The sequence below is a fragment of the Herbaspirillum sp. SJZ107 genome (genome assembly GCF_006715485.1).
Classification (GTDB): Bacteria; Pseudomonadota; Gammaproteobacteria; order Burkholderiales; family Burkholderiaceae_D; genus Telluria.
In genome coordinates, this window is record NZ_VFNH01000001.1 from 1906603 (window position 1) to 1918367 (window position 11765).

The following is an 11765-nucleotide window of genomic DNA, read 5'->3' on the forward strand; positions in this document are numbered from 1 at the left end:
GTAGCCTCTGCCGCAGCGCACAAATGGTGTCTTATTTGTATAGGGTTATGAATGCCACTCATCAATTGCTCAATTTGACGCTTAGTTGACGATGAGCGGTATCGATAGGTGCGACCGTGGGGCGCGTGTGTTGCGCCTGCTCAGGGCGGGCTTGCGGGTAAATCAACACAGGTGCATTATTTCCTTACATTAATACGGAGGTGCCATGAAACGTGTTTTGCTTGTCTCCCTGCTGTGCTTCGCCTGCAGCGGCGCCCATGCCGGCGGCAACGGCGATGCTTCCGCACCGTCGCGCCTGTCGACCGATGCCTCGGCGATGGTGATCGGCGGCTCGCTGCTGTCGGTGGCCGTGGCAGGCAGCGTGGTCGTGGTCAGCGTTGCGGCGTCCGCCGAAGGCGTGGTACTGGTACTGCAGGGGGCCGGCCAGGCCAGCACCGCCACCGTGCGGCTGTCCGGCGAGGCGGCGCGCGGCCTGTCGATCGCCGCCGGCACCGTGCTCGAGGTGGTGGCAACGTCGACCGGCCACGTGCTGGTCCTGTCCGGCAAGGCGCTGGCCTTCGTGCCGAACGAACTGGGCAAGGTGCTGCTGCACCACGAGCGGGCTGGCGCATGAGCGCGGCGCGCCCCGGCCTGCCCCTGCTGCTGGCCGCCCTCCTCTGTACCGCGCCGGCGCACGCCGGCCAGGCCTGCCGCGCCGAGCCGCTCAGCGCGCCCGAGGTCGTCAAGTCGATGGACCTGGCGAAGAAGACCTACGAGGCGCTGGACGCCAGCGGCGCCGCCGTGGCACTGGTGGCGCGCGCTGGCCAGGACCTGAGCAAATACGGCCAGCATTATTCGCACCTGGGCATCGTGCTGCGCGACCATCCGGCCGGGCGCTGGACCGTCGTGCATGAACTGAACGCCTGCGGCACAGCGTACTCGGACCTGTACAACGAGGGGATCGGCAACTTCTTCCTGACCGACCTGTACCGCTACGAAACGCGCATCCTGCTGCCCGGTCCCGCGCTGCAGGCGCGGCTGGCGGGCGTGATGGCGGGCCGGGCGCCGCGCCGCATGCACGAGCCGCGCTACAACATGCTGTCCTACGTGTACTCGACGCGCTACCAGAATTCCAACCAGTGGGTGCTGGAACTGCTGGCCTCCGCCGGCGCCGCGCCGGGCCAGGTCGAGACCCGCGCCGAAGCCCAGGCCTGGCTCAGGACCCGGCACTACGATCCCGCCACGGTCGAGATCCCGGCCGCGGTGCGCCTGGGCGCGCGCATGTTCCGCACCAACGTCGCCTTCGACGACCATCCGTTCGATCGCCGCATGGCCGGTCACATCGATACCGTCAACGCCGATGCCCTGCTGCGCTTCGTGCAGGCGCTCGACCCGCAGGCGCGGGTGCTGAGCGTGGCGCAGTAGTCGTATGTCTCATTTCTCCAGGCCGGAATCCGGCCTGGCGTCCTTGGCGTGCAGGTCGGCCTTGACCGTGTCCGGCGCCAGGTTGTTGATCACGTTGCCGATGAATTTGCTGCTGGTCATGCCGGCGACGATGCGGTCCTTCCCGGCCTTCATCGCTTCATAGCCTTCGCTGGCGACCTTGGTCGGCGCCGCCTTTTCGCCCAGGCCCAGCTTGCTGGTATCCATGTGGGCGCGGTGCCAGAACTTGGTGTCGACCTGGCCCGGCATCAGCAGCGTGATGGTGACGCCGCTGTCCTTGATCTCCGACTTCACCGCCTCGGCGAAGGAGATCAGGAAGGCCTTGGTAGCGCCGTACACGGTTTCGTAGGGCGTCGGCATGGTGCCCGAAATCGAGGCCGTGAACAGCAGCTTGCCGGCGCCGCGCGCGACCATGTCGGGCAGGATGCGCTTGGTCAGGTGAACCTGCGACACCGTGTTCAGCTGGATCATGTTCAGTTCTTCGGCCAGGTCGGTACCACCGACGAAGTAGCCGCCCAGCCCCACGCCCGCATTCAGCGCCGCCGCCTCCAGCGGCCGGCCGGTCTCCTTGATCGCCGCCGCCAAGGTTTCGACGCCCTCGTATTGCGTGAGGTCGGCGGCCACCACGATCGCCTCGGCGCCGGCCGCGGTGACGGCGGCGGCAGTGCGGGCCAGTCCCTCGACAGTGGTGGCGGTGATGATCAGGTCGTGGCCGTCGGCGGCGAACAGGCGTGCCAGTTCATAGCCGATGCCGCTGGAGGCGCCGGTGACCAGGGCGAGCGGGCGGGATGCTGGGGTGGACATGGTGGTTCCTTTCATCTGGTGAGCTTGTTCCCCTAATGTTGACCTGCCACCGGCTGCGTTGACGGTGCGCCCGCCAACGTAGCGCGGCCATCCCTGTCATGCGTATTTATTGCGCACGATTCAAAACGCATGATCAATTTATTAAGCGTACGATGTGTAAGTCAAACAGTCGTTTAACTAATTGTTCACCTACATGCATCCCCCATCACCGCAACCGACGCGCAAGCCGCGTGCCGACGGCATCCAGGCGCGCGAGCGCATCCTGTCCGCCGCGCTCGGCCTGTTCGTCGAACGCGGCTATGCCAGCACGCCGGTGCGCGACATCGCGCATGCGGCCGGGGTCAACATCGCCGCCATTGCCTACTACTTCGGCGACAAGGCCGGCCTGTACCGCGCCGCGCTGTTCGAGCCGGTGCACGGTGCCGGCGAAGCCCTGCCGCCCTTCGACGCACCCGGCCTGCCGCTGCGCGAGGCCCTGCATTTATATATGCGTACCTGCCTGCAGCCGCTCGTGCAGGGCGCCGACACCCTGCTCAGCGTGCGCCTGCGCCTGCGCGAATCCTTCGAGCCGACCGGCATGCTGCAGGAAGAGCAAGGCATCCGCGAACAGATGCATGCGCGGCTGCTGGCGCTGCTGCAGCGCCACCTCGGACTGGCCGCCCCCGACCGCGAACTGCAGGCATTGGCCTTCTCGATCTTCGCCCTGATCGCCTACCCCTATCACGGCCGCGACAAGATCCGCGCGGCCGACCCCGGCCTGCTCGACGCGCCGGATGCCATCGCACACTGGGCCGAGCGCCTGGCCGGCTATGCCGGCGCGATGGCCGACTTCGAAGCCGTCCGCCGCGGCATCGCCCTACCCACTCCCGGAAACGCCCCATGACCGACAATCCATCGATCCAAGAACCCAGGCAGGACACGGCCCGGCCCGACGCCGCGCCGGACAAGAAGCCGGACGACCAGAAGTCCGAGGACAAGAAGCCCGACGGCGAGAAAGATAGCGAGCAAAAGGACGGTGGCAAGAAGCCGGTCTCGCCCGAAAAGAAGCGCAAGATCCGGATGGTGCTGATCGGCGCCGGCGTGCTGGTGCTGCTGGTCGGGATCGGCTGGTTCGCGTACTACCAGATCGTCGGCAAATACCACGAAGAGACCGACGACGCCTACCTGCAGGCCGACGCCGTGACGATCGCGCCGAAAGTCGGCGGCTACGTCGAGGAAGTGCTGGTCAGGGACAACCAGGACGTCGCCGCCGGCCAGCCGCTGGTGCGCATCGACCCGCGCGACTACCGCGCCCAGACCGAACAGTTCGAATCGCAGATCGCCAGCGCCCATGCCAACGCCGACGTGGTGCGGGCCCAGATCGCCGAACAGGAATCCGCCATCGCCGAAGTGCGCGCCCAGCTGGCGGCCGCCCAGTCCAACGCCGCCTTCGCCGCCAATGAAGTCAAGCGCTATGCGCCGCTGGTCGAGATCGGCGCCGAGAACGCCGAAGCGCTGTCGGCGCGCCGCAACCAGGCGGCCCAGGGCGCCCAGCAGGTGGCGGCGCAGCGCGCGGCCCTTGCCAACGCCGAAAAACGCGTCGGCACCCTGCGCGCCCAGGTGCGCCAGGCCGAAGCCCAGGCCGGCAGCGCCGAGGCCCAGCTGAAGGCGGCCAGCGTCAACCTGCAATCGACCACGCTCACCGCCAGCATCGCCGGCCGTATCGGCGACCAGACCGTGCGCGTCGGCCAGTTCGTGCAGCCGGGGACGCGCCTGATGACGCTGGTGCCGGTGGGCAGCCTGTACATCACGGCCAACTTCAAGGAAACCCAGATCGGCCGCATGCGCGTCGGCCAGCCGGCCCACATCAAGGTCGACGCCTTGCCGGGCGTGGAACTCAACGGCCGCGTCGAGAGCGTGGCGCCCGGTACCGGCGCCCAGTTCTCGCTGCTGCCGCCGCAGAATGCGACCGGCAACTTCACCAAGATCGTGCAGCGCATTCCGGTGCGCGTGTCGGTCGAGGCCACGCCAGAGACGCGCCAGTTGCTGCTGCCGGGGCTGTCGGTGAAGGTGGAAGTCGAGACCAAGGGCGCCAAGGACGACACCAAGCGGATCAGGAAGCAGGAAGAGAACCACCAGGATGATGTAAAAGAGCGGGTCGAAGATCAACAGAAGGCAGCGAGCGAGGCACGCCGATGAGCGCCGCGCAAGCCGAAGCCGGCGCAGGTGCCAAAGGCGCCGAACCGCGCGCCGACGCCGGCGCCTGGCTGGCGGTGGCCGCCGGCACCCTGGGCGCGCTGATGGCGACGCTCGACATCTCGATCGTGAATTCCTCGCTGCCGACGATCCAGGGCGAGATCGGCGCCAGCGGCACCGAAGGCACCTGGATCGCCACCGGCTACCTGGTCGCCGAAATCGTCATCATCCCGCTGTCCGGCTGGCTCGAGCGCGTGCTCGGCCTGCGCACCTTCCTGCTGGTCGCGGCCGGGCTGTTCACCGCGTTCTCGGTGCTGTGCGGGGTGTCCACCACGCTGGGCATGATGATCGTCGGCCGGGTCGGCCAGGGCTTTACCGGCGGTGCGCTGATCCCGACCGCCCAGACCATCATCGCCACCCGCCTGCCGCGCAGCCAGCAGCCGATCGGCACCGCATTGTTCGGCGCCACCGCCATCCTGGGGCCGGTGGTCGGCCCGCTGATCGGCGGCTGGCTGACCGAAAACCTGAGCTGGCACTACGCCTTCTTCCTCAACGTGCCGGTGTGCGCCGGCCTGGTGGTGCTGCTGCTGGTGGGACTGAAGCACGAACCGGCCAAGCTCGACCTGATCGCGGAAGCCGACTGGCTCGGCATCTTCGGCCTGGCCGCCTTCCTGGGCGGCTTGACGGTGGTGCTGGAGGAAGGCGAGCGCGAACAATGGTTTTCGTCGAGCCTGATCATCTGGCTCAGCCTCCTGTCCTTTGCCGGCCTGCTGCTGCTGATGGCGGGCCAGCTCACCGCCAAGCGGCCGGTGATCCGTTTGAGCCTGCTGCTCGACCGCCAGTTCGGCAGCGTGGTCATCATGGGCATCACGGTCGGCATGGTCATCTACGGCACCTCGTACGTGATCCCGCAGTTCCTGGCCACGATCTCGAGCTACAACGCGCTGCAGTCGGGGAAGATCGTGGCCCTCGGCGGCCTGCCCAGCCTGATGATGATGCCGCTGGTGCCGCTGCTGATCCGCTATGTCGACATCCGGGTCGCGGTCGGCTTTGGCCTGATGGTGCTGGCCACCAGCGCCTATCTCGACACCGCGCTCAGTGCCCAGTCGGCGGGCGGCGACTTCGTGATCTCGCAGCTGATCCGCGGCGTCGGCACCATCTTCGCCATGGTGTTCCTGAACCAGGCGGCGATCCAGTCGGTCTCGCGCGAGAACGCCAGCGACGCCGCCGGCCTGTTCAACGCCGCGCGCAACCTGGGCGGCTCGCTGGCGCTGGCGGGCATCGCCGTGGTCCAGGACCAGCGCCTGTGGCTGCACTCGCGCCGGCTGGAAGAGTCGCTGAACGCCAACCGCGGCGGCGTCCAGGACTACCTGGCCGCCCAGGCACACGCGCTGGGCGGCATGCCGCAGGCGCTGCGCACGCTGGGCGGCACCATCCAGATGCAGGCGCTGACCATGACGTATATCGATTTGTTCTGGATCCTGTCGGTCGGCATCGGCTGCGTGATCCCGCTGGTGCTGTTCCTGCGTCCGCTGAATACCGGCGCGCCGGTCGCCGGCCATTGATTGAGGAGTGAGGTTTTGATGAAGAAGCAGATATCCTTCCGTCCCGCCATGGCCCTGCTGCCGTCCGTGCTCGCCGCCGCGCTGCTGGCCGGCTGCGCGACCGCCGGCAAGGATTATGCGGGACCGCCGGCGGCGGCCCCGGCGGCGTCGTTCGCACGCGCGGGCGACGCCGCTGCCGACGGCCAGGTGCTGGCACGCTGGTGGCCGGCGCTGAACGACGCCACCCTCGACGGCCTGGTCGACGCCGCCCTGAAGGCCAATCCGAATCTCGGCGTGGCCCGCGCGCGCCTGCGCCAGGCGCGCGCCGCGCTCGGCACCGAACGCGCCAATGGCCGCCCGAACGGCACGGCGACGGCGATGGCCGCCCACGTGCGCCTGCCGCCGCTCGGCGACGCGCTCGGCGCAGGTGCCGAAAGCGGCGCCGGCGCGGAAGGCGGTGCGGGCGGCGGCTTCGCGCTCCCGTCCTCGCTCAATCTGTATAGTGTCGGCTTCGACGCCACCTGGGAAATCGACCTGTTCGGCGGCCGCCGCCGCGCCGTGGAAGCCGCCGGCGCCGCCGCGGACGCCGCCGAAGCGCAGCTGGCCGACGCCCAGCTGAGCCTCACCGCGGAAGTCGCGTCGGCCTACATCAACCTGCGCAGCGTACAGCAGCGCATCGCGCTCAGCGATGCCGCCATCGCGCGCCAGCAGCGCATGCTCGACCTGACCGCGCGCCGGGTCCAGGCCGGCACCGCGTCGCAGCTCGACCTGACGCGCCTGCAGGGCCAACTCGAATCGACCCGCGCCGACGCCGAGCCGCTGCTGTCGCAGCTGGACGCCTACCGCGACGAACTGGCCACGCTGGTGGGGCTGGCGCCGGGCGCGCTCGACGCGCAACTGGCGGCAGCCGCGCCGGTACCCCTGCCGCCCGCATCGGTGGCGACAGGCGACCCGGCCGCGATGCTGAAACGCCGGCCCGACATCCGCGCCGCCGAGCGTACGCTGGCCGCGCGCAGCGCCCAGGTCGGCCAGGCCGACGCCGCCCGCTTCCCACGCCTGACCCTGCTGGGCCTGATCGGCATCGGCGGCACCCATCCGTCCGACCTGACCCACCTCGACGATTTCTCGGCCATCGCCGCGCCCCAGCTGAGCTGGAATTTCCTCGACTTCGGCCGCAACGCGGCGCGCATCGAGCAGGCCGAAGGGGCGCGTGACGAGGCCGAGGCGCAGTATCGGGTTGCCGTGCTGGGCGCACTGCGCGACGCCGAGGGAGCGCTGTCCCGTTTCAAGCAGCGCCGGGCGACCGTCGCCACGGTTGCGCGCGCCAAGGCGGCGGCAGAGCATGCGACCGAATTGATGGCGGCACGCCAGAAGGCGGGGACGGCGAGCCTGATCGATTTGCTGGATACCGAGCGGCAGCAGATTGCGGCCGAGCAGAGCCTGGCACAGGCGCAGGCGGCGTTGACCGGGGAGTTCGTGGCCTTGCACAAGGCCTTGGGATTGGGGTGGCAATCCGACAATCCACAAGCAACGCTACCCACCGGCGCCCCATGAGCCGTCGCCCCTGCGCAGGCGGGATAGCTGCGCTATCCCTCCAAGTTTTCCGAGCCGCCGAAACGCGTGCAACTTGGGCCCCCGCCTTCGCGGGGCGACGTTTACAGGTAGCGTGCCGAAACGAACCTTGAGGAAGGCTCAGCGCCCTGCCCGCAGCCGCGCCCGATCCAACGGCAAATCCCTTAACCGCAACCCGCAAGCATCCGCAATCGCATTTGCAATCGCCGCCCCGGTCGGCCCCTGCGACGCCTCCCCGGTCCCCAGGAAAGGCTGCCCCGGCCGGTCGATGATCTCCACCTCCAGCCGTTCGGGCACCTGGTTGAAGCGCAGGATCGGATACTGCGCCCAGTCGCGCGTCAGGATCTGGCGTTCGTCGAAGCGTATCCGTTCCAGCAGCGTCCAGCTGGCCGACTGGATGATGCCGCCCTCGATCTGGTTGCGCACGCCGTCGGGGTTGACGACTTCGCCGCAATCCACGGCCGCCATTGCGCGCGTGATGCGCACCATGCCGGTGTCGCGCGCGACCTCGACTTCGAGGGCGATGGCGCAGAAGGCGGCCAGGTTCTTGTAGCGGGCGAAGGCGAAGCCGCGTCCGCGCCGCGGCGTCTTCTTGTAGCTGTCCCAGCCGAACTTTTTCGCCGCGGCGCGCACCACGTCGACCGCGCGCGGATCGGCCAGGTTGCGCAGCCGGAATGCCACCGGGTCGACGTTGGCGGCGTGCGCCAGCTCGTCCATGAAGCTTTCGATCGAGAACACGTTGCAGTAGGCGCCGAGCGAGCGCAGGGCCGAACTGCGCAGCGGGATGGTGTCCTGGAACTGGTGCACCACGCGCGCGTTCGGCAGCACGTAATACGGAATCGCGTTGCGGTCGCCGCTGCCTTCCGGCTGCGGGCTGGGGGTCGGCGTGTCCGGCTTGAACGGCTTGTCGAGGTGGGTCGCCGCCAGCAGGTTGCCGGCCTTGCCGGGCCGCGTGTTGTGCGGCGGGCTCCAGACGTCGTACTGCCAGTCGACGATCTTGCCGGCACCGTCGAGCGTCGCCCGCGCCGAGGTCAGCATCGCCGGCCCGAAGGGTTCCCAGCCGTTTTCATCCTCGCGCATCCATTGCACCCGTACCGGACGGCCGGGAAAGGCGCGCGCCAGCAGGGCGGCGTCGGCGGCGACGTCGTCGGCGGCGTTGTGGCCGTAGCAGCCCGAGCCCTCGGTGTGGATGCAGCGGATCGTGGCCTTGTCCGCACCGAGCAGTTCCGATAAAGCATCGCGCAGCGGGTACACGCCCTGGCTGTGGGTCCACACCGTGTACTGGCCGTTCACCAGCTGGGCCACCGCGCACGATGGGCCGATCGAGGCATGCAGCTGGAAGGGTTTCGAATACATGGCCGCCAGCGTGCGCCCGGCGCTGCCGGGAACGCCGCGCTCCAGGATCGGATAAGGCCTGGCGGGCCAGGCGCGCACCATCGGCGCCGGCCTGGTGTCCGCCGGCAGCGTCGCCGGCGTGTCCCAGCGCGTTGCTTTGGCCAGCGCTGCCGTGGCCTTGACGGCGCGGTATTCGCCGTCGGCGATCACCGCCAGGAAGCGCCCGTCGCGCACCACTTTCAATACGCCCGGCAGGCGCGCGACCGCGGCGGTGTCGACATCGAGCAGGCGCGCACCCGGCGTCGGCGGCCGCACCACGCGCCCGTGCACCATGTTCGGCAGGCGCAGGTCCTGCACGTAGGCCGGCCCGCCGGTCACCTTGGCCGGGATGTCGATCCGCTGCAGCGGCTTGCCGGCGACCGTGTGGCCCTCGGGCGCGCGCACCGGAATGGCCGGGTTGCAGCGCAGGTGCAGCTGCTGGCCGGCGAGCAGCTCGCCGTAGCTGGCGCGGCGCCCGTCCGGCGCCTGGAACACGCCGTCGCGCACCGTCACCGCCGGGGCGCCGATACCGAAACGTTTTGCTGCCAGTTCACCCAGGATCTGGCGCACCTGGGCCGCCGCGTGGCGCAGCGCGGTGCCGCTGTCCTGCATCGAGTGGCTACCCGCGGTATAGCCTTCGTTCGGGGTGCGCGCGGTGTCGGCGGTGACCAGGGTGATGCGGCCGGGCGCCACCAGCAGCTCTTCGGCCGCCACTTGCAGCAGCGCGGTCTTGATGCCCTGCCCCAGTTCGGCCTTGCCGGTGAAGACCGTGATGCGGTTGTCGGCATCGATGCGGATCCAGGCGTCCAGCCACGGTTCCTTTTCCAGGCTGCCGGGCAGCTTGCCCTTGTTCATCGGGGTCTCGTCCTGGGCCCAGGCCGGCTTGACCGCGAATACCATCGTCAGCGAGCCGGCGGCGGCCAGCACCTGCCGGCGGCGCGGGCTTTCCAGGCCGGCCGTCATGCCTTGCCTCCCTTCGCCGGCAGCGCATCGGCGGCACGCCGCACCGCGCGCAGGATGCGCATGTGGGTGCCGCAGCGGCACAGGTTCGGCATCATGTGCTGGCGGATCTCGGCGTCGGTCGGCTTCGGATTTTTCGCCAGCAGGCTTTCGGCGCGCATCATCATGCCGGCGATGCAGTAGCCGCACTGCGCCGCCTGTTCGGCGATGAAGGCCTGCTGCAGCACGCCGGGCGCCTTGGTGGTGCCGAGGCCTTCGACGGTGCCGACCGCGCGCGTGCCGACCACCGACACCGGCACCAGGCAGGACATCACCGATTCGCCACCGAGGGTCACGGTGCAGGCGCCGCACTGGCCCAGGCCGCAGCCGAACTTGGCGCCGTTCAGCTGCAGGTCGTTGCGCAGCACATATAAGAGCGGCGTATCCGGATCGGTATCGACGGCGTGGTCGCGGCCGTTCACGCGCAGGTGGTATGTCGTCATGGCTGCTTCGCTTTCTTGACCTGGTCTTCGATGTGCTCCCACTGCGGCTGGCCGGCGCCGTAGCGGCGCAGGTAGGCGGCCAGCGCGCCGGTCTGCTCGTCAGTGAGGATGGCGGCGAAGCCGGGCATCCAGCGCGCCGGCTCGCCGTCCGGCGGCGTGATGCCGTCGCGCACGATGTGGATCAGGCTGCGCGGATCGGGGTCGTACAGCGCCACCGCCTTTTGCAGCTGCAGCGCCGCGCCCGAGGTGTTGTCGCGCCCGACCTCGTGGCAGCGCGCGCAGCTGTTGGCATACACGACGTGACCGAGCTGCATGCGCTGCAGGTCGGGGTCGTCGGCGGCCGGCGCCGGTAAGCCGCCAGGCATCGCGGCCCGGGTTTGGCGCACGGGTGCCTTGGCCAGGTAGCTGTGGATGTAGGTGGCGATGGCGTCGATATCCTTGGGGTCGGCCAGGCGCAGGTTCTCGACCGAGGCTTGCATCGGTCCGCCGGCGACCGCGTGGTCGGGCGCGATGCCGGTGCGCAGGTATTCGGCCAGGTGGTCGCGCGTCCAGGGAACCGGCGACGGGTTGTGTTCGTTCAGCGCCGGCACGTACCAGCCTTCGGCTTCGCCGCCGTCGAGGTGGCGGCTGAAGTCGGTGCCGCCCAGCTTGGTGCGCGGCGTGTGGCAGGCGGTGCAGTGGGCCAGCGCGACGGACAGGTAGGCGCCGCGGTTCCATTCGGCGCTCTGGCCGGCCACCGGCTGCCACGGTTCGCGCTTCAGGTACAGCATGTTCCAGAACGCGACCAGCGGGCGGAAGCCGAACGGGAAGGTCATCTCGTTCTTGTGGGCCGGCGCTTCCAGCGCCGGACGCGTCATGAAGTAGGCGTACATGGCGCGGATGTCGTCCTGCGCCAGCTGCGTGTAGTGATCGTAGGGGAAGGCCGGATACAGCAGGTGGCCGTCGCGCGACACGCCCTCGCGCAGCGCGCGCGTAAAGGCGGCTTCGCTCCACCCGCCGATGCCGGTACGGGCATCGGGCGTGATGTTGGTGCTGTAGACGGTGCCGAAAGGCGTGGCCAGGGCGAAGCCGCCGGCGTAGGGACGGGAGGGGTCGACCGTGTGGCAGGCGGCGCATGTCCCGACCATCGCCAGGCGCTGGCCGCGCTTGACGGTCGCCGCGTCGAAGACCGGCGCCGCCGTCTGCGCTTCGATCGCCGGCCGCCACATGATGGCAAAGGCGGCGGCCGCCATCAATACCAGCACGGCCAGCACGATCAGGCGGGTCCGTCGTTGCGGTGTGCGCGGGCGCGGTGCGGGGTCCATGCGTCGTCTCCGATGTAATGGCTTCGATTATGAACGCCTTTTATGAAGCCATCCGGAGCGCATCCGCTATTGTGCGCGCGTCAATACCATTGCCCCATGGCGAACATTGCTATTAAGACATATACTCG

At 69.2% G+C, this 11765-nt stretch carries 10 protein-coding genes; 6 read left to right on the forward strand and 4 right to left on the reverse strand.

Annotation, left to right across the window (positions count from 1 at the left end):
• Positions 1-205 precede the first annotated feature (205 nt).
• The gene (locus tag FBX97_RS08535; RefSeq protein ID WP_141830314.1) at positions 206-613 is read left to right on the forward strand and encodes a hypothetical protein; all 408 of its coding nucleotides are present in this window, start codon (positions 206-208) and stop codon (positions 611-613) included.
• The gene (locus FBX97_RS08540) at positions 610-1404 is read left to right on the forward strand and encodes a DUF2145 domain-containing protein (RefSeq protein ID WP_185748513.1); all 795 of its coding nucleotides are present in this window, start codon (positions 610-612) and stop codon (positions 1402-1404) included. The genes FBX97_RS08535 and FBX97_RS08540 overlap by 4 nt, the downstream gene beginning before the upstream one ends.
• A gap of 9 nt (positions 1405-1413) precedes the next feature.
• Here the strand turns inward: FBX97_RS08540 and FBX97_RS08545 are convergent, their stop codons facing one another.
• Positions 1414-2226 carry an SDR family oxidoreductase gene (locus FBX97_RS08545; RefSeq protein ID WP_141830316.1) on the reverse strand — a complete coding sequence of 271 codons (813 nt, stop codon included), beginning with the start codon at positions 2224-2226 and terminating at the stop codon, positions 1414-1416.
• 193 nt (positions 2227-2419) lie between these two features.
• On the opposite strand from FBX97_RS08545, the gene FBX97_RS08550 reads away from it, so the two are divergent.
• The 4 genes from FBX97_RS08550 to FBX97_RS08565 are packed head-to-tail and all read left to right on the forward strand — an operon-like array spanning position 2420 to position 7499.
• Complete coding sequence (locus FBX97_RS08550) at positions 2420-3109, forward strand: CerR family C-terminal domain-containing protein (protein WP_141830318.1); 690 nt, start codon at positions 2420-2422, stop codon at positions 3107-3109.
• Positions 3106-4404: an HlyD family secretion protein gene (locus tag FBX97_RS08555; protein ID WP_141830320.1), complete on the forward strand. Its 1299-nt coding sequence runs from the start codon at positions 3106-3108 to the stop codon at positions 4402-4404. Before FBX97_RS08550 ends, FBX97_RS08555 begins: the two co-directional genes overlap by 4 nt.
• A complete protein-coding gene (locus tag FBX97_RS08560; RefSeq protein ID WP_141830322.1) occupies positions 4401-5966 on the forward strand; it encodes an MDR family MFS transporter in 1566 nt (521 codons plus the stop codon). The genes FBX97_RS08555 and FBX97_RS08560 overlap by 4 nt, the downstream gene beginning before the upstream one ends.
• An 18-nt stretch (positions 5967-5984) precedes the next feature.
• On the forward strand, positions 5985-7499 hold the full coding sequence (locus tag FBX97_RS08565) for an efflux transporter outer membrane subunit (RefSeq protein WP_221631768.1): 1515 nt from the start codon (positions 5985-5987) through the stop codon (positions 7497-7499).
• Positions 7500-7637: 138 nt separating this feature from the next.
• On the opposite strand, the gene FBX97_RS08570 is transcribed toward FBX97_RS08565, so the two are convergent.
• Genes FBX97_RS08570 through FBX97_RS08580 form a run of 3 tightly spaced genes read right to left on the reverse strand, consistent with a single transcriptional unit; the run spans position 7638 to position 11637 of the window.
• Positions 7638-9854, reverse strand: a complete 2217-nt coding sequence (locus FBX97_RS08570) for a molybdopterin cofactor-binding domain-containing protein (RefSeq protein WP_141830324.1) — start codon at positions 9852-9854, stop codon at positions 7638-7640.
• Positions 9851-10333, reverse strand: coding sequence for a (2Fe-2S)-binding protein (locus tag FBX97_RS08575; RefSeq protein WP_141830326.1), 483 nt, complete (start codon positions 10331-10333; stop codon positions 9851-9853). The genes FBX97_RS08570 and FBX97_RS08575 overlap by 4 nt, the downstream gene beginning before the upstream one ends.
• Positions 10330-11637 carry a c-type cytochrome gene (locus FBX97_RS08580; RefSeq protein WP_141830328.1) on the reverse strand — a complete coding sequence of 436 codons (1308 nt, stop codon included), beginning with the start codon at positions 11635-11637 and terminating at the stop codon, positions 10330-10332. The genes FBX97_RS08575 and FBX97_RS08580 overlap by 4 nt, the downstream gene beginning before the upstream one ends.
• Between the last annotated feature and the right edge of the window lie 128 nt (positions 11638-11765).

Coding starts and splice junctions, on each gene's coding strand:
- FBX97_RS08535 (WP_141830314.1), top strand. CDS start 206: ATGAAACGTGTTTTGCTTGTCTCCCTGCTGTGCTTCGCCTGCAGCGGC.
- FBX97_RS08540 (WP_185748513.1), top strand. CDS start 610: ATGAGCGCGGCGCGCCCCGGCCTGCCCCTGCTGCTGGCCGCCCTCCTC.
- FBX97_RS08545 (WP_141830316.1), bottom strand. CDS start 2,226: ATGTCCACCCCAGCATCCCGCCCGCTCGCCCTGGTCACCGGCGCCTCC.
- FBX97_RS08550 (WP_141830318.1), top strand. CDS start 2,420: ATGCATCCCCCATCACCGCAACCGACGCGCAAGCCGCGTGCCGACGGC.
- FBX97_RS08555 (WP_141830320.1), top strand. CDS start 3,106: ATGACCGACAATCCATCGATCCAAGAACCCAGGCAGGACACGGCCCGG.
- FBX97_RS08560 (WP_141830322.1), top strand. CDS start 4,401: ATGAGCGCCGCGCAAGCCGAAGCCGGCGCAGGTGCCAAAGGCGCCGAA.
- FBX97_RS08565 (WP_221631768.1), top strand. CDS start 5,985: ATGAAGAAGCAGATATCCTTCCGTCCCGCCATGGCCCTGCTGCCGTCC.
- FBX97_RS08570 (WP_141830324.1), bottom strand. CDS start 9,854: ATGACGGCCGGCCTGGAAAGCCCGCGCCGCCGGCAGGTGCTGGCCGCC.
- FBX97_RS08575 (WP_141830326.1), bottom strand. CDS start 10,333: ATGACGACATACCACCTGCGCGTGAACGGCCGCGACCACGCCGTCGAT.
- FBX97_RS08580 (WP_141830328.1), bottom strand. CDS start 11,637: ATGGACCCCGCACCGCGCCCGCGCACACCGCAACGACGGACCCGCCTG.